The 25,092-nt window shown below is 70.5% G+C and carries 22 protein-coding genes; 13 read left to right on the top strand and 9 right to left on the bottom strand.

Translation table 11 applies throughout. From position 1 onward, the window contains the following. Positions 1 to 13: 13 nt before the first annotated feature. The 4 genes from EV672_RS14430 to EV672_RS14415 all read left to right on the top strand — a co-directional run bounded on the left by EV672_RS14430 (position 14) and on the right by EV672_RS14415 (position 3,839). Positions 14 to 562: an isochorismatase family protein gene (locus EV672_RS14430; protein ID WP_133610461.1), complete on the top strand. Its 549-nt coding sequence runs from the start codon at positions 14 to 16 to the stop codon at positions 560 to 562. A 362-nt stretch (positions 563 to 924) separates the two neighbouring features. Further along, positions 925 to 1,131, top strand: a complete 207-nt coding sequence (locus EV672_RS14425; RefSeq protein ID WP_243738706.1) for an oxidoreductase-like domain-containing protein — start codon at positions 925 to 927, stop codon at positions 1,129 to 1,131. A gap of 99 nt (positions 1,132 to 1,230) precedes the next feature. Beyond that, on the top strand, positions 1,231 to 1,980 hold the full coding sequence (locus EV672_RS14420; protein WP_133610410.1) for a hypothetical protein: 750 nt from the start codon (positions 1,231 to 1,233) through the stop codon (positions 1,978 to 1,980). After that, positions 1,977 to 3,839, top strand: a complete 1,863-nt coding sequence (locus EV672_RS14415) for a carboxypeptidase-like regulatory domain-containing protein (RefSeq protein ID WP_133610408.1) — start codon at positions 1,977 to 1,979, stop codon at positions 3,837 to 3,839. Before EV672_RS14420 ends, EV672_RS14415 begins: the two co-directional genes overlap by 4 nt. Before the next feature lie 55 nt (positions 3,840 to 3,894). On the opposite strand, the gene EV672_RS14410 is transcribed toward EV672_RS14415, so the two are convergent. From EV672_RS14410 to EV672_RS14390, 5 genes are all read right to left on the bottom strand, one after another. After that, positions 3,895 to 5,229: a DEAD/DEAH box helicase gene (locus EV672_RS14410; RefSeq protein ID WP_133610457.1), complete on the bottom strand. Its 1,335-nt coding sequence runs from the start codon at positions 5,227 to 5,229 to the stop codon at positions 3,895 to 3,897. 38 nt (positions 5,230 to 5,267) lie between these two features. Beyond that, entirely contained in the window at positions 5,268 to 6,653 is a 1,386-nt protein-coding gene (gene dbpA, locus EV672_RS14405) for an ATP-dependent RNA helicase DbpA (protein ID WP_133610406.1), read from the bottom strand. A gap of 55 nt (positions 6,654 to 6,708) precedes the next feature. Next, the gene (locus EV672_RS14400; RefSeq protein WP_243738705.1) at positions 6,709 to 8,091 is read right to left on the bottom strand and encodes an ABC1 kinase family protein; all 1,383 of its coding nucleotides are present in this window, start codon (positions 8,089 to 8,091) and stop codon (positions 6,709 to 6,711) included. Further along, a complete protein-coding gene (locus EV672_RS14395) occupies positions 8,088 to 8,369 on the bottom strand; it encodes a DUF427 domain-containing protein (protein WP_133610404.1) in 282 nt (93 codons plus the stop codon). The genes EV672_RS14400 and EV672_RS14395 overlap by 4 nt, the downstream gene beginning before the upstream one ends. An 87-nt stretch (positions 8,370 to 8,456) precedes the next feature. Then, a complete protein-coding gene (locus tag EV672_RS14390; RefSeq protein ID WP_208110778.1) occupies positions 8,457 to 9,149 on the bottom strand; it encodes a DsbA family oxidoreductase in 693 nt (230 codons plus the stop codon). 114 nt (positions 9,150 to 9,263) lie between these two features. Between EV672_RS14390 and EV672_RS14385 the strand changes: the two genes are divergently transcribed. The 4 genes from EV672_RS14385 to EV672_RS14370 all read left to right on the top strand — a co-directional run bounded on the left by EV672_RS14385 (position 9,264) and on the right by EV672_RS14370 (position 13,791). Further along, positions 9,264 to 9,878, top strand: a complete 615-nt coding sequence (locus EV672_RS14385; RefSeq protein ID WP_133610402.1) for a hypothetical protein — start codon at positions 9,264 to 9,266, stop codon at positions 9,876 to 9,878. A gap of 147 nt (positions 9,879 to 10,025) precedes the next feature. Continuing rightward, a complete protein-coding gene (locus tag EV672_RS14380) occupies positions 10,026 to 11,030 on the top strand; it encodes a hypothetical protein (RefSeq protein WP_133610400.1) in 1,005 nt (334 codons plus the stop codon). A gap of 63 nt (positions 11,031 to 11,093) precedes the next feature. Then, positions 11,094 to 13,223, top strand: a complete 2,130-nt coding sequence (locus EV672_RS14375) for a TonB-dependent receptor (RefSeq protein WP_133610398.1) — start codon at positions 11,094 to 11,096, stop codon at positions 13,221 to 13,223. A gap of 25 nt (positions 13,224 to 13,248) precedes the next feature. Further along, positions 13,249 to 13,791 (top strand): LEA/WHy family protein, encoded by a 543-nt coding sequence (locus tag EV672_RS14370; protein WP_133610397.1) that lies wholly within the window; start codon positions 13,249 to 13,251, stop codon positions 13,789 to 13,791. A 27-nt stretch (positions 13,792 to 13,818) separates the two neighbouring features. Here the strand turns inward: EV672_RS14370 and EV672_RS14365 are convergent, their stop codons facing one another. Beyond that, positions 13,819 to 14,814: an AraC family transcriptional regulator gene (locus EV672_RS14365; protein ID WP_133610395.1), complete on the bottom strand. Its 996-nt coding sequence runs from the start codon at positions 14,812 to 14,814 to the stop codon at positions 13,819 to 13,821. A gap of 146 nt (positions 14,815 to 14,960) precedes the next feature. Between EV672_RS14365 and EV672_RS14360 the strand changes: the two genes are divergently transcribed. Beyond that, positions 14,961 to 16,178: a cyanophycinase gene (locus EV672_RS14360; protein WP_166643585.1), complete on the top strand. Its 1,218-nt coding sequence runs from the start codon at positions 14,961 to 14,963 to the stop codon at positions 16,176 to 16,178. A 22-nt stretch (positions 16,179 to 16,200) separates the two neighbouring features. On the opposite strand, the gene EV672_RS14355 is transcribed toward EV672_RS14360, so the two are convergent. Beyond that, on the bottom strand, positions 16,201 to 16,389 hold the full coding sequence (locus tag EV672_RS14355) for a hypothetical protein (protein ID WP_133610392.1): 189 nt from the start codon (positions 16,387 to 16,389) through the stop codon (positions 16,201 to 16,203). 137 nt (positions 16,390 to 16,526) lie between these two features. Beyond that, positions 16,527 to 17,723, bottom strand: a complete 1,197-nt coding sequence (locus EV672_RS14350) for a methyltransferase (RefSeq protein WP_133610391.1) — start codon at positions 17,721 to 17,723, stop codon at positions 16,527 to 16,529. Between the two features lie 187 nt (positions 17,724 to 17,910). Between EV672_RS14350 and EV672_RS14345 the strand changes: the two genes are divergently transcribed. The 4 genes from EV672_RS14345 to EV672_RS14330 all read left to right on the top strand — a co-directional run bounded on the left by EV672_RS14345 (position 17,911) and on the right by EV672_RS14330 (position 24,432). Next, positions 17,911 to 19,338: a hypothetical protein gene (locus EV672_RS14345; protein ID WP_243738704.1), complete on the top strand. Its 1,428-nt coding sequence runs from the start codon at positions 17,911 to 17,913 to the stop codon at positions 19,336 to 19,338. Then, a complete protein-coding gene (locus EV672_RS14340) occupies positions 19,335 to 20,090 on the top strand; it encodes a hypothetical protein (protein ID WP_243738703.1) in 756 nt (251 codons plus the stop codon). Before EV672_RS14345 ends, EV672_RS14340 begins: the two co-directional genes overlap by 4 nt. Before the next feature lie 6 nt (positions 20,091 to 20,096). Further along, entirely contained in the window at positions 20,097 to 22,958 is a 2,862-nt protein-coding gene (locus tag EV672_RS14335; RefSeq protein ID WP_133610389.1) for an ATP-binding protein, read from the top strand. A gap of 199 nt (positions 22,959 to 23,157) precedes the next feature. Further along, positions 23,158 to 24,432: a pectin acetylesterase-family hydrolase gene (locus tag EV672_RS14330; protein ID WP_133610387.1), complete on the top strand. Its 1,275-nt coding sequence runs from the start codon at positions 23,158 to 23,160 to the stop codon at positions 24,430 to 24,432. A gap of 84 nt (positions 24,433 to 24,516) precedes the next feature. Here EV672_RS14330 and EV672_RS14325 read toward each other — a convergent pair whose 3' ends face one another. Continuing rightward, on the bottom strand, positions 24,517 to 25,053 hold the full coding sequence (locus EV672_RS14325) for an FxDxF family PEP-CTERM protein (protein ID WP_133610385.1): 537 nt from the start codon (positions 25,051 to 25,053) through the stop codon (positions 24,517 to 24,519). Between the last annotated feature and the right edge of the window lie 39 nt (positions 25,054 to 25,092).

The raw sequence follows: 25,092 nt of genomic DNA, 5'->3' as shown, positions 1-25,092 counted from the left end.
CCTGGCCCACGCGATGCACGCCGACACCAGCGTGCTCGTGCTGGTGGACTACCAGGGGCGCTTGATGCCCGCCATCCACGAGGGCGGCCAGGCACTGGCGCGCGCCGTGCTGCTGGCCGAAGGCGCGCGCCTGCTGGGCGTGCCGGTGATCGGCACCGAGCAGAACCCCGCGCGCCTGGGGCCGAACGCGGACGCGCTCAAAGCCCTGTGCGACACCACCGTCGCCAAGACGCATTTCGACGCCTGCCCCGACGGCCTGGTGGACGCCGTGCAAGCCGCCCGGCCGGGCTGCACCGACATCGTCATCGCGGGCTGCGAGGCCCACGTCTGCCTGCTGCAGACCGCGCTGGGCTTGCTGCGAGCCCGGCCAGACTGGCGCGTCTGGGTGGTGGCCAACGCCAGCGGCTCGCGCCGCGCGAGCGACCACGCCGCCGCCATGGCGCGCATGGGCCAGGCCGGCACCACCGTGGTCACGCACGAGATGGTGCTCTTCGAGTGGCTGGGCGACTGCCAGCACGCGCGCTTCCGCGAGGTGCTGGCGCTCATCAAAGCGGCGGACTGAGCGGCGCGCCGGGCTGAACAGGCGGCACGCCGCCCGTTTGGCCTGGTGCGCAAGGCCATTGGCTTCGCGCGCAAGTCTTGTCGGGTCGCGCGCAAGCCGTGACCATGCACGCGCGACACGCCATGGCCGCGAGCGCAAGTCATGTCGGGCGGGGTGCCGCTCCGCGCGGGTCGCGCGCCAGGCCATCTGCTCGGCGCGCAAGCCGACTCGACGCACCGGCCACACCCGGGGACTCGGCGCACGGCACGTTCCGGCCGGTGCACGGCCCGTGGCGGCTTGCACGCAAGGCGTTTGGCACGGTGCGCGAGGGTTTTTGGCTTGCGCCCGCCCCGCCGCGCGAGCCCCTGCGAGAAAATCGGGCCATGAGCGACCCAGCCAGCCCCGACCACGACCCCATGCCCCTGCCGCCCGAGCCGCCGGACATCAACGCCTGCTGCGGCAGTGGCTGCGACCCCTGCATCTTCGACACCCACGACCTGGCCATGGCCGATCACCGCCAGGCGCTGCGGGCGTGGCAGACCAGGCAGGCCTTGAAGGACACGCCACAGGCCGCCCCGCCGACCGCTTGAGCCAGGGGGTGACATGAACGCGCCACATGTCACTGCCAGGATGCGCGGCACCATCCGCGCACCCCTTCCCGGAGGTGCCCTCCCTCAGGAAGACATCCCATGCCCCAGCCGCTGGCCGCCCGCGCCCTGGCCGCCGCACTGACCACCGCCTTGCTTGGCACGTCGGTGGCCACGCCCTCCGCCCCACCCTCGGCAGCGCCTGCGGCCCAGGCTGCCGCCCAGCCCGGCGCCCCGATCGCCATCCAGCCCGTCGTTCGCCTGCCGGCCATCACCTCCCGCTTGCGACGCCCCGGTGCGCCGGAGGCCCCCGACATCACCCTGGACGACATCGAACGCTGCCTGGGCCAGGACATGGCGATGCAGCAGGACGTGCACGCCGCGCGGCAACGTCAGCAGGCGCTCACCCAAGAACGCGCCAGCCTGGAGCAGGTCAGCAACACACTGCACGCCGCCATGGCCGAACTGGAGAAGGCGAGCGAGGCCATGAAGGCGCAGTCTGCGCGCTGGTCCGAGGCCAACACCGCCCTGCAACGCCAGGCCGAGGACCTCGAGCGCAAACGCCTGCAGCGCCCCCAGCGTCCAGCCGACGTGACCGCCTTCAATGCCCTGGTCAAAGCGCACAACACCGAGCTGGAGCGCCTGCGTGAATGGCGCTCGCGCTTGCTGAAAGAGCACGCGGCCTTCGAACAGCGCGTGGCGGCCCACAACGCCCGCAACACGGCAGCGAATGCCAGCGTGGCGGCCTTCAATGTGCGCCACGAGGCCCTCCAGGACGAGACTGCGGCCCTGGTGGCGCGCTCCGGCCAGACCGCCGCGGCATGTGGCGGCACCAGGACCTTGCGCAAATGAGGCCCGCGTTCTGGACCCACCCCTGGTGGCTGCTGCGGGCCGTGCTTGCGGCATTGCTGTTGTCCGGCCGTGCGCTCGCCGCCCCAGCCGATGTGCCCACGCTGAGCGGCCAGGTGCGCCTGGACCAACTGGACGGCGCGCCGCTGGCCGGGGTCTCGGTGCTCATCGGGCAGAAAGTCGTGGCGACCACCGATGCGGAAGGCCGCTTCGCGATCCGCTGGCCACGCCCCTCCGCTGCAACGGCTGGCAAGGAGGCGGTGACGCTGCAGCTGAGCCGGCCGGGCGAGGCCATGGCCGTGGTCAACGACGTGCTGCTGACCTGGCCTGCATCGCTTGCCGCCTCCCCTGCGCCGGTGACGCTGCTGGTGTCCGCGCCTGAGACGGTGGTCGCGTGGCGCGAATTTCACTTGGGGCAGCTGGTGTTGCGCACCAGCGAACAGGCGCGCGTCGCGGCATTGGCTGCCGCGACGAAAGTGGGGCCCCAACAGCTGAAAATGGAGGGGCTTGCAGAGTGGGCTGCGGCCCTCGACCCCCTCGGCCAGCCCGCCGGCACATGGGCCCTGCTGGCCGGCAAAGGCCATGCGGCGCAGATGCCTGCGCTGTACCGCGAGGCGTTACAAGACTGGTGGCGGGGAGACCCAAAACAGGCGCTGCAGGTGTTGTCGATGATCGCGCTCCAGAGGGCTCCTGTCGGCACACCGTCAAAAGATGCCGACCTGGCTCAAGCCTGGATGCTCCGCGTCATGTTGCAGCTCGCCCTCGGCGACAGCCCGGCAGCTATCGACACAGGTTGGCTGGCCACGATGACACTGCCGGAACGCCCCGAGCTGTGGCACTTGCTGGGTCAATTGCAAATGCACCACCCGGGCGAAACCCTCTCTCAAGCCCATGGTGCATTGACCCGCGCCCATGGCTCATTGACCCGCGCCCTGGCGCTGTACCCCACCGACAACCAAACGGCCGTCGCCCGACTGCACGACACCCTGGGCCGCCTGCTCGAAGGCATGAAACGCCCGGGCGAAGCCAGTGAGCACTGGCTGAAGGCGATGGGCTTGCACGCGGCCATGCGCTCGGACGCTGACACCGTCCACACCGATGCCGCCTCGCGCGCTGGCCTGAACGCCGCCCGCATGCAAGCCATGGTGGGCCAGCACGCGCAAGCCCTGGCAACGCTGAGCGACGTGCTCGTCTGGCGCCGCGCCCTGGCCGCGCGCGAACCCACCCTGATGCGCCAATACGAGCTGGCCACCACCCTGCTGAACCAGGAGCTGTCCCACCAGAAACTCAAGCAGACCTGCCTGGGCGAAGCGGCGTGGCGCGAGGCGACCCGCATCGTGAATGAGCTGGCCGAGATCGACCCAGCCAGGTTCCTGGAACGCAAAAAGCGGTCTGCTCGCCCACCGCTGCCACCTGACACCTGCCAGAACACCGCGGCGTCGGTCCTGCGAAGCCACACCCCCCTCTCCCTGCCCACCAGCGCCGCCCTGGAAGCGCTGCCAGCCGCCGAATGGGAAGCTCAGATCAAGGCATGGCAGGACGCATCGCGCAGCGAGGCAGGCTTGGCCCCGGCCCAATCGGCCTTGGCGGCGCAATGGAGCCTCGCGGCGCTGGGCCTGCAACTGCGCATGGCCGCGTCAGAACCCGGCAAACACGATCAGGCCCTGGCGCGCACCCTCACCCGCATCGGCAGCCTGCACCAGATGTCTGGCAAGCCCGCGCTGGCCCTGGCCAGCTACCGGGAGGCGCTGGCCGCCTGGGGCAAGGTGCGCGGCACCAGCGATGCGCCGCGCTGGCTGCCCGACATCGTCGAAACGCTGAAAGGCCGCATCGCCCAACTGCAGGCCAAGCCATCGGCTTGACCGTCGCCCAGTCATCGCCCAATCATGGCCCAATCATGGCAGTGAGGGCCGTGGCTCAGCGCCCTGAGCGCTGGCCCGCGGGCGTCGCCGCCGCCAAAGCCGCCGCCTCGCGCAGCTTGTCCTTCTTGCTCTTGCGCTTGCCCTTGATGCCGCCCGTGCCCTCGGGGTCGGTCAGCGGGTTGGCGTTCACGGGCTCGGTCTGCGTCATCTCGAAACCGGGCACCTGCTCACGCGGCACGCGCAGGCCCTGGCGCTTTTCGATCAGGCGGAAGTGCGCCTCGGTGTTGGCGCTGACGAAGCTCACGGCCACGCCACTTTCGCCCGCGCGCGCGGTGCGGCCAATGCGGTGGATGTGGTCGTCGGGCGAGCGCGGCAGGTCGTGGTTGACGACGGCGGGCAGCTGCGCGATGTCGATGCCGCGCGCGGCCAGGTCGGTGGCCACCACGACTTGCAGTTCACCTGCTTTGAAGGCGCGCAGCACCTCGCGGCGCGCGCCCTGGCTGGCGTCGGCGTGGAAGGCCGCGGCACGGATGCCCGCCTTCTCCAGCTTGTGCGTGACCAGCTCGCAGGCATAGCGCGTGGCCACGAACACCAGCACCCGCTGCCAACCTTCTTGCGCAATGAGGTGGCGCAGCAGCGGCGTGCGCTGGGCCGCATCGACGTGGATGGCGCGCTGCGTGATGTCAGGCACCGACACCTCATCGGCACGCACGTCGATGCGCGCGGCATCGTGCAAGAGCTGTTGCGCCAGCGCCTCCACGGCAGGCGCGAAGGTGGCCGAGAACATCAGGCTCTGGCGCTGGGCCGGCAGCAGGGCCAGCACGCGCTTGAGCTCGTCTTCGAAGCCCTTCTCCAGCAGGCGGTCGGCCTCGTCGAGCACCAGGGTCTGCACGCCATCGAGGCTCAGGGCGTTGTGGTCGATGAGGTCGAGCAGGCGGCCCGGGGTGGCCACGACGATGTCGGCGCCACCGCGCAAACCCATCATCTGCGGGTTGATGGAGACGCCGCCGAACACGCAGCCCCAGCGCAGCGGCGCCTGCAGGTGCGGGGCCAGCTCGTGCAAGGTCTGCCCGATCTGCAAGGCCAGCTCGCGCGTGGGCACCAGCACCAGCACGCGGGTGGGGCGGCGGCCGGTGGGCTCATCCAAGCCCTTTGTTTGGGCCTTCAGCCAAGCGTCCTGCAGCCGCTGCAGCACGGGCAGCACATAGGCCAGCGTTTTGCCTGAGCCGGTCTGCGCCGTGGCCAGCACGTCGCGCCCGGCCAGCACCACGGGCAGGGCATCGGCCTGGATGGCGGTGGGTTCGTCGAAGCCGACCGCCTCCAAGGCTTCGGCCAGGTCGGCGCTCAGGCCCAGCGCGAGGAAGGGCGATGCGGCGTCGTTGCGGGGCACGTCCAGGTCCTTGTCCACATCCTTGTTGATGTCCTCGTTCACAGTGCCCTCACCTTCACGGACTTGCCCTTGACCTTGCCACCCTGCAGGCCCTTCAAGGCCTGGTCGGCGATGGCGCGGTCCACGGCCACGTAGGTTGAAAACTCGTTGACGTTGATCTTGCCGATCTGGGCGCCATCTAGCCCCAAGTCTTTGGTGAGCGCACCCAGCACATCGCCCGGGCGGATCTTTTCCTTGCGGCCCCCGAGGATCTGCAACGTCACGCGCGGCGGGCGCAGGGGTTCGGCGTCGGTCGAGGGCGTGAGCTCGCTCAAAGGGTGCCACTCGCTGGCACGGCCCTGCATCTGGTCGATGCGGCCCACGCGGCCCATCTCGTCCATGCTGGCCAGGCTGAAGGCCCAGCCCGATTCGCCGGCACGGCCGGTGCGGCCCACGCGGTGGGTGTGCACCTCGGTGTCGGGCGTGATGTCCACGTTGATGACGGCTTCGAGCTGGGCGATGTCCAGGCCGCGCGCGGCCACGTCGGTGGCCACGAGCACGCTGCAACTGCCATTGGCGAAGCGCACCAGCACCTGGTCGCGGTCGCGTTGGTCGAGGTCGCCGTGCAGTTCGAGCGCGACGATGCCTTGCGCCTGCAGCACCGCCACGAGGTCACGGCACTGCTGCTTGGTGTTGCAAAACGCCAGGGTGCTGGTCGGGCGGAAGTGGTCGAGCAGCAGGCCCACGGCGTGCAGGCGCTCAGGCTCGGTCACCTCGTAGAAGCGCTGGCGGATGAGGCTGGTGTCGTGCTTTTCTGCGAGCTTGACCTCTTGCGCATCGCGCATGAAGCGGCGCGCCAGCTTGTCCACGCCCTCGGGGTAGGTGGCCGAGAACAGCAGGGTCTGCCGCTGCTTCGGGCAGTGCGCCACGACCTGGGCGATGTCATCGGCGAAACCCATGTCGAGCATGCGGTCGGCCTCGTCGAGCACGAGCGTTTGCAGCGCATCGAGGTTCAGGCTTTCACGCCCCAGGTGGTCGAGCACCCGGCCCGGCGTGCCGACGATGATGTGGGCGCCATGGGCCAGGCTCTCGGTTTGCGGGCGGATGGGGCTGCCACCGCACAGGGTCAGCACCTTGACGTTGTCTTCGGCGCGGGCCACGCGGCGGATTTCGGTGGTGACCTGGTCGGCCAGCTCGCGCGTGGGGCAGAGCACCAGGGCCTGCACGGCGAAGCTTTTGGTGTCGAGCGTGTGCAGCAGGGGCAGCGTGAAAGCCACGGTCTTGCCGCTGCCGGTCTTGGCCTGGGCGATGAGGTCTTGGCCGGCCAGGGTGATCGGCAGGCTGGCGGCCTGGATGGGCGTCATCGCCGCGTAACCCAGGGCTTGCAGGTTCGCCTGCATGGCCTCGGAGAGGGGCAGCGTGGCGAAGGAAGGAGATGTGGTCATGCGCGATTATCCCGGCAACGGGCGCGGCTTGCGCATCCCGCATGCTGGAAGGCGCTCAGGCAGCGTCCAGCACCGGCGCGAACAACGCGGCCACATCGACGCGGGCCCGCAGGCGCGTGCACAGCAGGAAGGTGCCGACGAACTTGCGCTGCAGGAACACCAGGTCCTCTGGCGGCACGCTGCCCACGCCCGCGTCGCGCAGCTGCGCCTGTCCCAGCCGCGACAGGCGGGAGAGCAAATCGGACTGGCCGAAGTCGTAGGGGCCACGCTGGCGCAGCACCTCGCCGGCCTCGCGCATCAGGTCGATGACGCCTTGGGCCTGCGCGGGGGTGTCGGCCTCGCCGATGAAGCCGATGGCGCGCGCCTGGGCCTCGATGCGCGGCACGTCGTCGTCACGCAGGGCCCGGGCCAGCGTGCGGAAGGCCTCGACGCGCTCGGGCGACACCGCCTGCGTGGCGCCGAAATCGAGCAGGCCGATGCGCTGGCCGACCGGGTCGAACAGGTAGTTGCCGAAGTTGGGGTCGGTCTGCACCAGGCGCATCTCGAACAGTTCGCGGATGGCCAGGCGGCACAGCGCGGTGGCCACGCGGTCGCGCAGGGCCTGCGGCTGATCGGGCTGGGTGAGGCGGTCCAGCGGGTGGCCATCGAGGAAGCCCAAGGCCAGGATGTGGCCGGTGCTGTGCGCGGCGTGCACCTCGGGCACGGTGAAATCTGCCGCATCGGCGGCGCCCTCGCCCAGGGCCTGGCGGTAGGCGTTGAGGGCCTGGGCCTCGGCGAGGTAATCGGTTTCGTGGTGCAGTTGCTGGCGCACGTGTTCCAGCAGGGGCGCGAGGTCGAGGCCTGCGGGCACCAGGCCGGGCACGCGCATGAGCAGCGCGAGGTTGGCCACATCGCTGTCGATGCTGCGGCGCACGCCCGGGTACTGCACCTTGAGCGCCAGCACGGCGCCCTCGTGGGTTTCGGCGCGGTGCACCTGCCCGATGGAGGCCGCGGCGATGGGCGCGTAGCTGAAGCGCTGGAAGCGGCGGTGCCAGCCGGCGCCGTACTCGCGCTCCAGCACCTCGGCGAGCTGCAGCGCCGGCATGGTGTGGGCCTGGTCGCGCAGGCGCGAGAGCAAATCGGCAAAAGGCTGTGGCAGCACGCCCTGGCCGTCCATGGACATGAGCTGGCCCAGCTTCATGGCCGCGCCGCGCATCTGCGACAGGCGCTCGGCCAGGCGGCGCGCGTTGTCCGCGCTCAGCATGACATCGGCCCAGACGGGGCGCTGGCCCTGTGCGAGTTGGCTCAGGCCTTGCGCGGCAGCACCCAGTGCCATCTCACCGACCGCCCGGCCCAGGTGCAGGAAGCGGCTGGTGCGGCCTTGCGGGACGGGTGCGGTGCGGGCGTCGTTGACGTCACGCGCATCGGGCGGCAAGCGCTCGGGCGGCGTCACGTTCACTCGGTGATCTCAACGCCCGGCATGAACGCCACGCGCCCCTTGATCTCCTTGGCGGCGTCCGTGGGCTCGGGGTAGAACCAGACCGCATCGGGCTTCATGTCGCCGTTGACGAAGAGGCTCAACCACTGCGCCTGGCCCTTCCACACGCAGCTGCTGCGGTGGTTGCTGAAGGTGGTGTACTGGTCCTTGAGCGATTCGCGCGGGAAGTAGTGGTTGCCTTCGAGGGTGACGATGTCGTCGCTTTCGGCGATGGTCACGCCGTTCCAGATGGCTTTCATGGGGGTGCCTTGGGGCCCGGTGGGCCATCGTTGCTGCGGATGGGCGATGCTATCCCAGCGCGGCGCGCACCGCGCACCCACGGGGCGTCAACTGGCGGCCGCGACCTGACGCAAAGCCTGCACATACACCTCGACCGGCTGCCCGCCCGACACCAGGTGCCGGCCATTGATGACCACCGCCGGCACCGCGTGGATGCCGTGCGAGGTGTAGAAGGCCTCCTGCTCGCGCACCTCTTCGGCGAACAGCTCGCTGTCCAGCACCGCCTGGGCGCGGGTGGCGTCCAGGCCGGCGGCGCGCACCGCGGCCAGCAGCACCTCAGGCTCGTCCATGGCCTGGCGCTCGGTGTGGCAGGCGTGCAGCAAGGCCATCTTGAGGGCGAGCTGCTGAGCGGGGTGTTCGATGTCGGCCCAGTGCAGCAGGCGGTGGGCGTCGAAGGTGTTGTAGATGCGGCCGCGGCCCTGCGTGTTGAAGGTGAAGCCGACCTCGGCGCCGCGCTGGCGGATGGTCTCGCGGATCTGCGCCTGCTGCTCGGGCGTGCTGCCGTACTTCTGCGTCAGGTGCTCGCCGATGTCCTGGCCGCCGGGCGGCATCTGCGGGTTGAGCTCGAAGGGTTGGCAGCGCAGGCTCACGGTGAGGGGCGGCTCAGTGGCCGGGTCGCTGCCCTGCGCCGACACCTGTGCCGACACCTGCGCGATGGCCTGCTGCAAAGCCGACAGCCCGACGGCGCACCAGGGGCAGGAGATGTCAGAGACGACATCGAGGGTCAAAGCGGTGTTCATGGCGCCGATGCTACGCAAGTCGGGATCCCCCTGGACGGGGTGGGGCTGGGTGGGGCTCACTGTCGCAGCCTCACCCGTCATCCAAGGTACATGTGTCTTGCGTATAAGGTCACCATGACCCGTTTTCTGCAACGCCTGCGACTGAGCTGCCTGCGCCCCTGGATGGTGTGGGTGCTGGTGCTTGCCTTGCCGGTGCACGGGGTTTCCAACGTGCTGCTGCAGGTGATGGGAGCGGCGCACCGCCACAGCGACGTCACCCTGGCGGTGGCCCAGGGCGCAGACAGCCCGGGCATCACCGCCTGGAGCGCGCGACGCACCTTGCGCAGCCTGGTGGCCAGCGTGGCCGGCCCGGGTGCGCTGCAACTGATCGACACCATGCACGCCCGCGACCACGCCTGGCAGCGTGCGGCCGAGCTGAAAACCCACCCGTTTGCCCAGCCCACGGACGTTCACCAACGCGCCCACCAGCACGCCCACGACACCTTCCAGCGCCACATCCACGACCCGCACGACAGCAGCGTGGTCGCCCTCGGCGAACACACCCAGGCCCCGGACGCCGCCGGCGGTGCCCCGGCACTCGATGCCGGTGGCGGCACCTTCCCCCTCGCGTCCGAGCCGAGCGTACAGGCCCTGGCGCCCAGCGACGGCACGGCCGCCTGGCGCCGCGCCGCGTCCAGCGTCTGGCGCAGCCACGTCATCGCACCCCTGCAGCGCCCCCCGCAGGCCTGAGCGTCCTCCCGCGGGACGGCGCTGCGGCGCCTGCCCGCCCCAGGTTGCCAGGCGCGGTGCGCACCCCTGAGCGGGTGCCCACACCCCGTGCCTGGCCGGAGCGACCTGCCACGCTGCACGCGGCGTGGCGCACCCCAGGGGTGAACCATGAACCCATGGCATGACCATGCCCACGTGGACATCGAAGAAGCCGGCCGCGCGCTCGGCCACGACTTCCACACACTGACCCAGATCCCCAAACAGGCCGACTGGCCGGCCGCCGTGTGCGCCGGCTTTGACGCCGCGGCCCATGGGCACAGCCGCGCACACAGACCCGGCCCCGCGCACCGCCGCCCGCACGCCGACCGCTTCACCCGCAAGTGGCTGCAGCTGCGCCTCAACGCCTGGCGCCGCCAGCGCGCGGTGGCCAACGACGTCACGCCGCAGCTGCTGCGTGAACTCGACGTCACCCGCTGCCCGGTGACGCGCGAAGTGCTGACCCACGGCACCCTGCAAGACACCGATGCGTCGGTGGACCGCCTGAACAACGACGCGGCCTACGCGGCCAGCAACCTCGCCGTGATGAGCGTGCGGGCCAACCGCGCCAAGGGCGCGCTGAGCTTCGCGCAGGTGATGGCACGGGCGCATGCGGCCGAGCCCAGCGAAGGCCTGACGCCCACCGAGTGGCTGCGCCTGGCCGCGCTGATGCTGGGCCCTTGCCACGCGACTTGCCCGCACGACGCGCCCGCCCTGCCCCTGTGCGCCCCGCTGCCCGTGCACGCCGTGCGCCTGGCCTTGCAGCAGGTGCAGCGCCTGTTCACCGAGCACTGCCTGCGCCAGGCTGGCAAGAACCGCCTGTTGCGCGATTTCAGCGGCGCCTGCCGCAGCGACGCTGCGCGCCTGCGCCTGGCCGCCCTGGGCCACGCGGTGCACGAAGGCCTCAAGCACACCGAGGGCCACGGCCTGGACGACACCCGCTGGGACGTCTGGCTGCAACCCGCCGTCATGGCCGCCCTGCTGCGCTGGCGCGAGGCCTTGAGCGAGGCCGAGTGGGCCCGTGTCGCGGCGCTGTCGGGGCGCCTCTCGCAAGCCCGCCGCGAAACCCCCGAGCGCCTGCGGCTGTGGCAGATGCCCACGCGCGGCTTCGTGCCGCTGCACACGGGCTGGGCCTGAGCACGCCCTGCCGGTCCACACCGCCTGCACCCACCACACCGATCACTTTTCCGCAGTACCCCCATGCACACGCCCCACACCCCCCCGCCATCGGCACCGCGCCGCGCCATCCCGCAGGCCGCCGGCCTGCTGTGCCTGGCCGTGGCCGGCATCGCCTTGCAACCTCTGGCCCATGCGGCCGAGGGCGAGCTCGCTGAAGTCGTCGTCAAAGGCAATTACAACAACGCCGTGGGCAGCAGCACCGCGGCCAGCGAGGGCACGGTCACGGCCAAGCTCATCCAGAGCCGCCCCACCCTGCGCCCCGCCGAGGTGCTGGAGTTCGTGCCTGGCGTCATCGTCTCGCAGCACAGCGGCGACGGCAAAGCCAACCAGTACTACCTGCGCGGCTTCAACCTCGACCACGGCACCGATTTCGCCACCTTCCTCGATGGCATGCCGGTGAACATGCCCACCCACGCCCACGGCCAGGGCTACAGCGACCTGAACTTCCTCATCCCCGAACTGGTCGGCAGCATCGGCTACCGCAAGGGCGTGTACGCCGCGGAAGACGGCGATTTCAGCTCCGCCGGCACCGCCCGCATCCAGTTGATGGACACACTGCCCGGCAGCGCGGTCGGCGCGCACGGCGGCATGGCCAGCCTCACGCTGGGTGGCAAGGGCTACGCCCGCGCCCTGGTGGCGAAGTCCACGGCACTGACCACGGGCACGTTGCTGGCCGCGGTCGAGGCCGCCCACAACAACGGCCCCTGGACCAACCCCCAGCACTTCAAGCGCTTCAACGGCGTGCTGCGCTACAGCCTGAACGAAGGCGGCGTCAAGCAGTCGCTCACGCTGATGGCCTACACCGCCCGGTGGGACAGCACCGACCAGGTGCCGCAGCGCGCCGTCACCAGCGGGCAGATCGGCCGCTTCGACGCCATCGACCCGACCGACCGGGGTGCCACACGCCGCACCAGCCTGTCGTGGAACGCGCTGAAGGTGGAAGACGACGGCGAGTGGCGCGCCAGTGCCTATGCCATTGGCTCGCAGCTCAAGCTGTTCTCGAACTTCACCTACTTCCTGGACAACCCCGACACGGGCGACCAGTTCGAGCAGGCCGAGCAGCGCCGTGTCTATGGCGGCTCGCTCAGCCGCTTGTGGACGGGCACGCTGGCCGGCCGCGACAGCAGCAACACCCTGGGCGTGCAAGTGCGCCACGACCGCCTCTCGCCCGTGGGCCTCTACACCGCCGAAGGCGGCGTGCGCACCGGCCTCACGCAGGAAAGCCGCGTGCGCCAGACCAGCGTGGGCCTGTACGGCCAGAACGACACGCGCTGGACGCCCTGGCTGCGCAGCATCGCGGGCCTGCGCACCGACCGCGTCAACGTCGATGTGCAAAGCAACATCACCGACAACAGCGGCCAGCGCAGCGCCTGGATCAGCAGCCCCAAGCTCTCGCTGGTCTTCGGCCCGTGGTCGCAGACCGAGTTCTTCGCCAACACCGGCTGGGGCTTCCACAGCAACGACGCGCGCGGCATGACGGCGCGGGTCACGGCGAAAACCGGCGAGCCCATCGCCTCGGCCGTGCCGCTGGTGCGCACCAAGGGCAGCGAACTGGGCCTGCGCACCGAGCTCATCCCCGGACTGCAAAGCTCGGTGGCGCTGTGGCAGCTGCGCCTGAACTCGGAGCTCGTGTTCGTGGGCGATGCCGGCGAGACCGAAGCCAGCGGGGCCTCGCGCCGCCGCGGCATCGAGTTCAACAACCACTACCTCGCCACGCCCTGGCTGCTGCTGGACGCCGACGTGGCCTTCTCGCAGGCGCGCTTCAGCACGCCTCAAGGGGAAGATCCGAACGTGGGCACGCAGGTGCCGGGCTCGGTGCGCACGGTGGTCTCGCTGGGCGCGACGGTGACGGAGTTCGGCCGCTGGTTCGGCCAGGCACAGCTGCGCTACTTCGGCCCGCGCCCGCTGGTCGAAGACAACAGCGTGCGCTCCAAGGGCACGACGCTGGCCTATGCCCGCCTGGGCTACAAGCTCGATGCGCGCACGAAGGTGTCGGTCGATGTGTTCAACCTGTTCAACCGCAAGGTGAGCGACATCGACTACTTCTACAAATCCCGCCTGCGTGGCGAGCCGCTGGAGGGCATCAACGACGTGCACTCGCACCCGGCCGAGCCGCGCACCGTGCGCGTGACGCTGAACGTGGGGTTCTGAGGCCCGGCACTGCCTAGAATGGGCCATGGCCGACATCACCTCCCGCAAGCCCACCGACATCTCCCAACCCTTGTCCCGCCGCGCAGCCCTGGTCGGCGGCTGGCGGCTGGGCCTGGGGGCCGGCGCCTTGCTGCTGAGCGGCTGCGCCAGCCTGTTGCAGCGCGAGCCGGTGCGCGTGGACGTGGTCGGCGTGGAGCCCCTGCCCGGCGAGGGCCTGGAGTTGCGCCTGGCGCTCAAGCTGCGCGTGACCAACCCCAACGACAACGCCCTGGACTTCGATGGCCTGTCCGTGACGCTGGACGTGCGCGGTAGCCGCTTCGCCAGTGGCGTCAGCAACGAACGCGGCAGCGTGCCCCGCTTTGGCGAGGCCGTCATCAGCGTGCCCGTGTCGGTGTCGGCGCTGTCGCTGGTGCGTCAGGCCATGGGCGTGGCCAGCGGCAGCGGCCCGACCGACCGCGTCGAGTACGTGCTGCGCGGTCGCCTCGCCGGCACGGCGCTGGGCGGCGTGAGCTTCACGTCCAGCGGCGAGCTGATGCTGCCCAAGGGCCTGGGGCTGCCAGGGCGCTGAAGCGCGCCACCCCGGCACGTTGGCGCTTCACGGGCGCTGTTCGCGCCACTCCAGCGGCGTGGCCCCGTGCCAGCGCCGGAAGGCGCGGTGGAAGCAGCTGGGCGATGAAAAGCCGGTTTCGTCGGCGATCTGTTTCAGTGGCACGCGCCCCTCGCGCAAAAGGCGCTCGGCCAGTTCGCGCTGGCACTGCTGGACCAGCTCGGCATAACCCAGGCCACGCGCCGACAGGTGGCGGCGCAAGGTGCGCCCGCTCATGTCCATGGCCTGCGCGGCCTCATCGACCGCCATCAGGCGCGGCAAGGCGGCCATGATGCGGCCCCGCAGCGCCTGCACCACATCGACCCGGTTGAGCCGTTGCGCCATCAACGCATCGACCTGCACGCGCATCCCTTCATAGACCATGCGGTCGTGGCCAGGGATGGGCAGGTCCAGCAAGGCGCTGGGGAAGCGCAGGCCGCTCTCGGCCGCATCGAACTGCAGGCACGCGCCGAAGTTGGCTTCGTACACCGCTGCGTAATCGGGGCGAGGGTAGGCAAAGCGCACCTCGCGCAGGTCGCCTTCACGGCCGCCTGCACGGCGGGCCAGTTGCACCGCCAGGCACATCAGCCACTCGGTGCGAAAGCGTTGACCCGCCAGGGTGGTGCCCAGCGGTTTCACGCTCAACCAGGCCTCGCCTGCTTGTTCGCGGATGTCCAGCTCGGGCTGTTCGAGCAGCAAGGGTGAGAAGTGGCGGGTGTCGCGCACGGCGTGGCGCATGGTGGGCGCCTGGATGATCAACATGGCCTGCGGCCCGTAGCGCGTCAGGGCCAGGCTGGTGCTGACCAGCATGCCGTACGCCGGGTTGCCAGTGACCTGCTGTGAGGCGCGCATGAGCTGGTCGAAGCGCTCTTCGGGCACCCAGGGGCCTTGGGGGTCGATCGACTCGGGCGACAGGCCGGCTTCGGCCAGCACGGTGCGTGCAGGGTGGCCCGCGAGGTCCAGCGTGTCAACGAGGGTGCGGAGGTGGATCGGGGAAATCAGCATGACCCGTGGATCGTAGGCCAGCCGACGCCTCCCGGGTCACCCCTGTGTCCAGGGTTTTCCTGGGATGGGTGGGGCATCACGTCTTTCCAGCGTCACGCCACAGGTCTAGGATGAGGGTCTGCCCCGCCTGCCTGAGGAGTTCCGCCATGTCCCGCACCGCCCCCACCCGCCATCTGGCGACCCAAGCCGCGAGCCAACCTGCGAACCGGCTGGCGACCCGACTGGTGCTGGGCTTCGGCCTGCTGGCCGGCATCGCCCTCAGCGGCCCGGCCCAGGCGGGCAAAAAGCCCTTCTCCTACTTCGTCACGGGCGACGCCACTGCCGCGGTGCAGACGCTGGCGCCGGCTGCGCCCTCGCTGGTGCTCATGGGCGGCGGCCCCGATGTGGATGAGGCCTTCCGCTGGATGATCACGCGCGCTGGCGTCCGTCCGGGCACCGGTGGGCGCTTCGTCGTCATCCGTGCCACTGGCACCGAGGCCTACGACCCCTACATCTTCCACAGCGACGCCAACGGCAGCACCACCGGCCCGGCCATCGACGGCTGGGTGGGCGGCGCGGCGCTCGGACTGAGCTCGGTGGAAACGCTGGTCGTGCCCAGCCTGGCCGCGGCCAACGACCCGGGCGTGAGCGAGGTGCTGGCCAAGGCCAACGCCGTCTTCATCGCCGGCGGCGACCAGGCCGACTACATCAAGTCCTGGAAGGGCACGGCCCTGGACCGCACCCTGCAACAGCTCATGGCGCGCAACGTGCCGGTGGGCGGCACCAGCGCCGGCCTGGCCGTGCTGGGTCAGTTCGATTTCGCCGCGCTCCGGGGCACCGTGACCACCGATCAGACGCTGTCCAACCCCTACAACCGCTACGTCACGCTGGACCCGAGCCCGCTGGCGCTGACGGGTGGCTTCATCGCGCCACCCGCGCTGGCCGGCACCATCACCGACAGCCACCTCGACACGCGCGACCGCATGGGTCGCCTCATCGGATTCATGTCGCGCCTGGTGCAGCCCTCGCCGTCCAGTGCTGGCAGCTTCGGCTGTGCCGGCGGCGTGCTGCCGGCCACGCAGGTGCGCGGCATCGGCATCGGTGTGGAAACGGCCGTGCTGGTCGAGGGCCAGGGCAACGCCGCACCCTACAGCTACACGGCACGCCGCGTGACCAACGTCTCCACCACGACCGAGAGCGCCGCCTACTTCCTGCGCACGCTGCAAGCGCCCACGGCCTGTGCCAGCGGCCAGCCGCTGACGGTGCTGAGCGTGGAGGTGCGCAAGCTGGCCGATGACACGGTGTTCAACCTCAGCGACTGGACGGGCCTGCCGGCCTACCATGTGGACGCCATCTCGGGCGCGCTGACGTCGAACCCGTACTGAGCGACGGGGTCAGCGCCTCAGCTCAGTGGAGCGGCCCGGCCGGGTTGTCGAAGTCCAGCAGCACGCTGGCCTGCTCCAGCACCTTCCAGAGGTGGGGCGGCATCTGCAAGATGCGTTCGGGCGTGCGGGCCTGGCGCACCCAGGCGCCGATTTCGTGGTGCTGGTCCGCGGTCAGCAGGTTCAGCGAGAGCATCTCGTCGAGCAGCATCATGGCAACCTCCTCGCGGTGGGGCGGGCCGGGGGGCCCTTGTCAGCACTGTCGCACAAAACCTGAAGCACACCGGCGCGAAGTGGGCGCACTCTGCCCGCTTGATGCCGTGAATGCGGGGGTGGGGGCGGGGGTGGCCGTCAAGCCGCCACCAGGCGCCACAAGGATGTGACCTCGCCCGAGCGCGCGGCGTGCAGCGGGTCGTCGCGGTCCTGCGCCTTGCCGTGGCGCGGGCGGATGTCCAGGCGCCCGGCCACGGCCAGGCCGGCGTCTGCGGTCCAGCCCAGCAGCTGCTCGCGCGAGCGCAGGCCCAGGCGCTCGGCGAAATCCGACAGGATCAACCAGCCCTCGCCGCCGGGCAGCAGGTGCGCGGCCAGGCCGGCCAGGAAGCCACGGAGCATGCGGCTGTCGGCGTCGTAGATGGCCTGTTCGACCGCCGAGCTGGCGTGGCCGGGCAACCAGGGCGGGTTGCAGACGATGAGGGCCGATCGGCGGGTGGCGCCATCGGCTGCAGGCAGCGGGAACAGGTCGGCCTGCAGCAGCGTGACGCGCCGGGCCAGGGCCAGGCGCTGGAGGTTGTCCTGCGCGCAGGCCAGGGCCCGTGGCGCCAGTTCGGTGGCCAGCACGTGCGGCACACCGCGGCGCGCCAGCAGGGCCGCGATCACCCCGGTGCCCGCGCCGATGTCCCAGGCCTCGCCTTGCGGCCCTTGCGCGGTCAGGGCGGCGGGCAAGGGCGCGTCGCGGATGAGGTCGAGGTACTCGCCACGCACCGGCGAGAACACGCCGTGGTGCGGGTGGACGCTGGCGCCCAGCGCTGGCACGGGCACGCCTTTTTTGCGCCATTCGTGCGCGCCGATGATGCCTTGCAGTTCGCGCAGCGAGGCCGCGTACGGCGCATCGACGGCGCCGTGCGCTTCCCGGCAGGCCAGGCGGGCGTCGGGCGCGCGGCGCAGCGGGATGCCGTGGTCGGCATCGAAGGGGACCAGCAGCAGGCCCAGGATGCGGGCGCGCTCGGCCTGGGCCTTGCGGTGCCGGTGGAAGGTCTGGGTGATGTCGGTGGCGCGGGGGGCACGCTGTGTGGCGCGTTGTGCTGCGCGTTCCGCGGCCTTGTCCACGCGGCGCCCCAGGGCCTGCAGCATCTGGCGGGCCTGGTGGAAATCGCCCTGCCACAGCAGCGCCGTGCCCTCGCACACCAGGCGGTAGGCGGCATCGGCCGAGAGGGTGTCATCGGCCAGCTGCACGCGGCGCGGCGGCGGCACATCGGCCAGGCTGCACCAGCGCAGGGTGTGGGTCACGCCATCGGCGCCGGTCCATTCGGTGCGGGGGGTGTCGCTCATCCGCGTGCATGGTAGCGGGGTTTGCCCGCAGGGCGGCAACACGGGCGGCAACACGGGCGTGATGCGGGGGTGATGCGGGGGTGTGCGGGGTTGGATTTGCGGAGCGGCCCTGGCCGGCAAGTCCGGGATAATGCGTACCCGACCCTGCGCCCTCGCGCCCCCACTTTTCACGCGTCCAACACGAGCCATGCCCGAGCCCCTGCACGAGCTTCCGCGCCCGGCCCCGCACGACGGCGCCCTCGCACACCGTGCCACGGACGGCGCCACGAGCCTCGGCATTGGCAGCGGCAGCGGCCCTGGCCAGGGCCACACCCCCGCGGACAGCCAGCGCTTCGAACACTTCTTTCGCGACGCCGACGCCGTCCCCGAGCAGCCCCTGGCCTCGGCGCTGCAGCAACGCCTGCGCCTGATCGACGCCCTGCGTGGCCTGTTCGGCGGCGCCCAGGCCGGCGTGCAACTGCGCCTGTGGTGCTTCATGGCGCTCGCCAGCCAGCCGCAGGCGCGCCTCTCGCGCGACGACGTCAACCGGCTCTTCCACATGCTGCTGCCCGAGGCGCTGGACAGCGCGCTCAAGCGCCTGCGCGAGCTCGGCTTGCTGGTCTGGGATGCCACCCCGCAGGATTACCACCTCTCGCCGCTGGCGCAGCAGGTGCACGCGCTGCTGGCGTCCTTGACCACGCCCAGCACATCGGCCGAGGACGACGAGATGTCCGGCCTGCTGGCCCAGGTGGCCGGCGCCCAGCAGCTCGGCCTGGTCAACGCCAACCACCTCCAGCACCTGCACGCCCAGCTGGCGCGGCTGCACGACGGCTTCGCCGAAGCCATCGCCAGCGGCTCCGAAGCCCGCCTGCGCGCCGCCCAGCCCCGCTTCGACCGCGCCTTGCAACTGGTGGACCGCGCCGGCCAGGCCCTGACTGCGCTGATCCGCGCCGAGCACGACGACCCGCGCCTGGAGCGCGAGGCCCGCGCCATCGGCCAGGAGCAGGCCCGCCTGCTGGCCATGGCCAGCCAGTTCACCCGCGCGCTGCAACAGGCCGACCGCCAGCGCGTCACGCTGGGCTCCACCGGCTTGACGACCTCGGACGTGCGCCTGTGGCTGCAGCAGCATCCGGCCCTGCACGCGCTGCTGGGCGATGCTTTGAGCGTGCCTGTGCGCCCTGTGCTGGTCAGCCCGCACGACCTGCTGGACGTGGCCGAGGGCGAATTCGAACGCGACCGCCCCAGCCCCGATGCCGCCGCCGGCCTGCCCCCACCGGCCGCCGCCGCCGAGGGTGCGCTGGAAACCCTGAGCCTGCCGGCCGAGCTCGGCGCGCTGGTCCACCAGTTCGGCCGCTGGCACGAACAGGCAGGCCAGGCCCAAAACCCCACCCGCCCGCTGAGCGACGCCATCCTGGGCGGCCGCTTCGCCCAGGCCGCCTACCGCCTGCAGCTGCTGCCCCTGGTGGGCGACGCGCAGGCGCAAACGCTCAAGGGCCTCACCGGCGACCTGGCGCGCACGCCCTGGGCCTGGGCCTTCGAGCCCCGCCACACCGGCACAGACGACGAGGCCGTGGCCCTCATCAGCGTCGGCACCTTGCGCCCGCTGGACACCGCACCTGACACGAACACCCCATGAGCACCCACCTCGATGACGCGGCCCTGCTGTCGGCCGAACTGCTGGCGCGCCGCTGGCTGCCGCGCCAGCACCCCAAGGTCAAGCGCGCCCTCATCGACGCCGACCTCTGGGCCGCCACGCAAGAGCGCCTGGCCCAGGTCGGCCTGCGCCTGATCGACAACCTCTACGCCGACCACGTCAGCGTCGCCCTGCTGCGCCCGGCCGAGACCGCCGTCTTCGGCGAAGCCGGCCTCAACAGCCACAACAACATCGACCTGCCGCGCGACGCCGTCTCGCTGCTGGTGCTGCTGTGGGCGCTGATTGTGCTGCCCAAGCGCGAACGCCAGGCCGCCCGCGCCGCCAGCATCGACAAGCACGGCGAGGGCGACACCCAGAACGACATGTTCGGCAAGGACAAGCCCGTGCCCACCGCCGCCAGCGTCAGCCCGCTGGTGTCCTACCGCGCGCTGCTGGCCGACTTCGGTGTGCAGCTGGGCAAGAAAACGCGCCTGGACACCAACCTCAAGCGCCTGGAAAACCACGGCTTCATCGTCCGCAAGGGCGAGGACATCACCGAAGGTCCGCTGCTCGACTTGCTGCTCGACTACGACGTGCTCGCCCCGCGCATCCTGCAAGGCGCCCTCGGCGACGTGCTGGCCCAGGCCAAGGAGCTGCAAGCCAGCCTGCCGCTGGCGCTGACCCAGCCGGCGCTGGCAGAGACCGACGACGGCCCGGAAGACACCGCACCAGAAGAAAACCAAGGCGAGGCCTGACCCCCCATGTTCCACCTGCAAAGCCTCGAACTGCTGCACTGGGATTACTGCCAGCGCCTGACCCTGCCGCTGGACGGCGCCATCATCACCGTGGCCGGCCCCAACGGCTCGGGCAAGACCACCCTGCTCGACGCCATGCGCACCCTGCTCGGCCTGGAATGCTCGGGCGGGCGCAGCTACAAAACCTACGCGCGCCACGCCAACGCCGACTGCGCCTGGCTGCGCGCCACGGTGGACAACCGCCCGCGCAACCGCCAATCGTCCAACCGGCCCTTCGCGCGCTGCCTGCTCTACGCCGACGTCGTCACCCTGGCCTGCCGCATCGACCGCAACGGCGGCGACTGGACGCGCCGCTACACCATGGTCGAAGGCGATGTCAGCATCGAGCAGCTGATCGAGCGCAGCGGCACGGGCAGTGCGGGCGGCCCCAGCGTCACCAGCGACAAGGACTGGCTGGGCATCGACAACTGGCGCAAGCGCCTCGAAGGTGCGGGCCTGTCGCGCGCCATCGCCAAGGTGCTGGCGCTCGAACAGGGCCAGACCGACCGCCTGTGCGAGTACTCGCCCAAAGAGCTGCTCAAGCTCGTCTTCGACGTCTTCGGCGACCAGGACGTGCTCGACCGCTACGACGAGGCGCGCAGCCACCAGCGCCAATTGACGCAGGAAGTCGAAGCCGCCGAGCGCGAGCTCTCGCACGGCCGCGCCCAGCGCGCCGAGCTGGAGGTGCGCGTCAACAACCACCGCCAGTACGAGCTCAAGTGCCAGGAGCGCGAGCGCCTGGCCACCGAGGTCGTGCCCGTGATGGCCAACCACGAGACACGCAAGCAGCTCGCCACCAAGCTGCGCGAGCTGCACCGCCAGCGCCTGCAATCGAGCGATGACCGCCGCGCCCATGGCCAGGTCAAGGCCGAACTGCTGCAGCGCCTGCACGAGCAGACCGCCGCGGCCGAGCACGTCGAATCGCTCGAAGCCAAGGTCCGCACCGCACGCCGCCTGCAGGAAGAAGCCCGTGACGCCGAGCGCCCCATGGAGCTCACCGTCAAGCGCGCCGACGAGCTGCAAGGCCTGGCCGTGGTCGAGGGCGATGCGGCCCAGCTCACCACGCGCATCGCCGAGCTCAGCGAACACAAGCAAAAGCTGTCCGCCCAATGGCAGCGCCTGAAGGACCAGCGCGACGACGCGCAAAAAGCTTTCAGTGCCCTCCAAGGCCAGCGCCAGGCCCCGCCCCCGCCCGACGTCACGCGCTTTCGCCGCGTGCTCGACGAGGCCGGCATCCATCACCACCTGATCGCCGACGTCATCGAGATCGCCGACGAGCGCTGGCGTGCCGCCGCCGAAGGCGTGCTGCGCGGCAGCCGCTGGGTGGTGGTGCTGGCCCAGCCCGGCCAGGAAGCGCAGGCCATGGCCCTGGCCGAGCGCGAACGCTACCGCCACTACATCGTGGCCGATGCCGACCACGCGCCCGCCAGCCTCACCGGCACCGACAAGCACAGCCTGCTGGCCGTGCTCAAATTCAGCGCCCCGGTACCGCGCTGGCTGCTGCGCCAGCTCTCGCACATCCAGCGCGTGGACAGCACCGAGGCCGGTGTGAAAGCCGGTGGCGAATGGATCACCCCCGAGGCCTACCACCGCGATGGCCGTGGCGGCCGCTCCGTCTGGGTGGACCCCGGCCAGCACCAGTTCGGCGCCTCGGCCGTGGCCACGCGCCGCGCCTCCATCGAAAATCGCCTGGCCCAGCTCGACGAGGAAATGACGCGCATCGTGCGCGACCAGGCCTTCTTCGAGCGCCAGCTGCAGGACGCCCGCCAGGCCGCGCAAGGCTTCACCGCCGCGGCCGAACTGATCGAGCGCGAAGCCGAGTTCAACGAGGCCCGCCGCCAGTTGCCCGTGCTCAAGCAGGCCCGGGTGGACGCCGGCGAGCGCTGGCAACAGGCCGAAGCCGACCTCAAGCGCGCCGTGGTCGCGCAGACCCACGCGCAGCACGCCTACCGCCAGGCCCAGGAGCGCCTGGCCCACATCGAGCAACGCAGCGCCCAGCACGAGCGCGAGTGGCAGGCCCGCTTCGACGACCTCATGGGCCAGGCCGTGATGTCCCGCGAGGTCAAGCTCTCGCTGCCCGCGGCCTGGCGCCGCGCCGAGCGCCTGCGCGACATGCAGACCCACTACGGCAACGCCACCCAGGCCCGCCTGCGCGCCGAGGCCGTGGACCGCGAACTCAGCGAAGGCCAGTGGGAGACCGATGGCACCGTCGCCGAGCAACTCACGCTGATGAACGCCAACGTGCTGCGCCAGGAAGACGAACTCGGCCAGCGCAAGGCCAGCAACGCCGCCGCGGCCATCGCCGTGGACAACGCCCGCGACCGCTACACCGACGTGCTCAAAGTCACCGTGCGCCGCTACCGCAAGAACATCATCGAGCTGGGCCAGCTGGCCGGCGTCGATGTGCAGTGCGAGCTGCCCCACCTCGGCCAGGACGACGTCAGCCTGCGCCAGGCCGAACTCAAGGTGCACTTCAACTTCGACGGCAAGGGCCACATCGGCTTGAACGACGGCGAAGCCTCGGGCGGCCAGCAGGTCATCAAATCCCTGATCCTGCTGGTGGGCCTGATGAAGGACGACGAAACCCCCGGCGGCTTCGTCTTCATCGACGAACCCTTCGCCCACCTGGACGTGCGCAACATCCAGCTGGTCGGCCACTTCCTGCGCTCCACGCGCGCGCAGTACGTGCTGACCACGCCCATCACGCACAACGTCGAGGTCTTCGAGCCCGCCGACGTGACGCTGGTGACGGCCAAGAAGGCCAAGGGCGCGCGCTGGGCCCCGCCCATCGGGGTGCTGCAGCGCCGCCCGCCCGCCGACGTGGTCTGAGCGCGGCGCAAGCAGCCTGAAGCGGTCGCTCGGGAATACCCCATCGGCCCAAAGCGCCAAGCGTCAGGCAGCTGACAATTGCGCCCCCCGCATTGCGGTGCCACAGCCTTGCGCCCCAGGAAAACGCGCAGACCGTGACACGTTGCACGGACCGAGACTCCTCCACGGAACGACACAACACCGTTGAAGGAGAGATGCCATGTCCCTGCGCCCCCTGCTGATGAAAGCCGGCCACACCTGGGGGCTGGCCCTCGGCCTGAGTCTGGCCTGCTCCGCCGCCCAGGCCGGCTACTTCCAGTGGGAAGCCGTCGAACTGCCCGCCGCCAGCGGTGCCAGCTGCGGCAACGGCACGCCCTACCGCTTCTTCGTCAACCGCACCCCCTTCACCAGCAAGACGGTGGTGATGTTCGAAGGCGGCGGCGCCTGCTGGGACCAGGCCGCGTGCAAGGGCGGCACCCTGCTCGACGCTGTCAACCCCGACGGCATCCCGGCCAACTACATGACGGACTTCAACCGCCAGGCCAAGCTCGGCCTGGTCACGCCCTTCACCATGCGCCTGCACCCGCTGCAGTCGGTTCAAACGCAGGGCTGGAACATCATCTACCTGACCTACTGCACCGGCGACGTGCACACGGGCAACAAGGTCGCGGTCTATGACAACGTGGACCCGGCCCAGCCCCTGAGCTACTTCCACCGCGGTGCCATCAACGCCAAGGCCGTGGCCCGCTGGATGGCCTCCAACCTCAAGCAACCCGATCAGCTGTTGCTGACCGGCTTCTCGGCCGGTGGCGTGGGGTCGGCGGCGCTCTACCCGGCCTTCCGCGACACCCTCAAGCCCCGCAAGATGGCGCTGCTGTCGGATTCCGGCCCACTGTTCGACGTGCCGCGCAACGCCACGCCCGAGCAGGCGCCGTCCGTGCTGCTGCACAACAAGATCCGCACCGTGTGGGGCCTGGACGGCGCCAATGGCCTGGTCACCGAGCTGGTCAACAAGTACCCGGGCGCGGGCAACGCCGACAACCTGGGCAGCATCACCGCCGGCCTGGGCAAGATCTTCCCCAACGACCGCATCGGCTACGCCAACTTCCAGGAAGACACCAACTTCTCGGCCTTCTCATACCAGAAGTTCTACCCCGAGATCGCCAACGCCCCGGACAACGCCACCCGGCTCAAACTGCTCAACCAGAAGTGGCGCCAGGAGCTGACGCCCTGGATCGCGCAGATGCAGCCGCAGCCCAATGTGGGCTGGTACATCCCGAACAAGCGCGAACTCAATGGCTCGCACTGCCTGACCATCGTGACCTTCGGCGGCACCAGCATCGTCGAGGCCAAGCTGCACGACGTGGGCGCCTTCGTGGACAACCTGCTGGACGGCAAGGGCCCGGTGATGCGCGCCTTCGAAGCCAACCCGACCAGCCAGCGCGTGCTGCTCAGCGACTGGTTCGCCGACTGGATCGCGCCGCTGCTGCCCTGACACGGGGCACACCCCAACGAAAAAGGGCTCCCGAAGGAGCCCTTTGCGCCGTCTGCGGCGGCCAGCGCCGCGGACACCGGCGGATCAGGCCGTGGCTTCGTCCGTGTTGCGGCGTGCACGCAGGCCACCGACCACGGCCACACCGGCCAGGGCAAAGGCCAGAGAGGCCGGCTCGGGCACTTGCGTGACCGCCTGGGCGTAAACACTGCCTGTGAAGGCGGTGGCGCCAGGCATGGCCACACCAGCGATGGTCAGGGTGTGGTCACCGGCGGCCAGGTTGCCCAGGCTGAAGGTCAAGCCGCTGGCGGGAGCCCCGGAGGGCTGCGCCAGCAGGTCGATGCCGTCGATGGCAGCGCCGATCAGCATGATGGGCGACAGGGTCTGGCCGAAAAACGCGTCCAGCGCTGCAGCCGAACCGTACACGTCGCTGAGCACGCTCAGGCTGAAGTGGAAGGTCGCGGCGAAAGGCGTGAAACCGTCCTGGGTGGCCGAATCACCGAACTGCGCGGGGAAGATGTTCAGGTCACCCAGGTTGCCACCGGGCATGACCACGCTGCCCGCCTGGGCGGCGCCAGCGCACAGCAGGGCGACAGCGGCGAGGGTGTGTTTGACGAAGTTCATTTTGCTCCCTAGAAGCCGCACGCAGGCGGCACTGAATCA

The sequence above is a fragment of the Aquabacterium commune genome, assembly GCF_004362855.1.
GTDB classification, from domain to species: Bacteria; Pseudomonadota; Gammaproteobacteria; order Burkholderiales; family Burkholderiaceae_C; genus Aquabacterium; species Aquabacterium commune.
The sequence above is the reverse complement of the archived record's forward strand: the minus strand, read 5'-3'. Positions and strand labels throughout refer to the sequence as shown.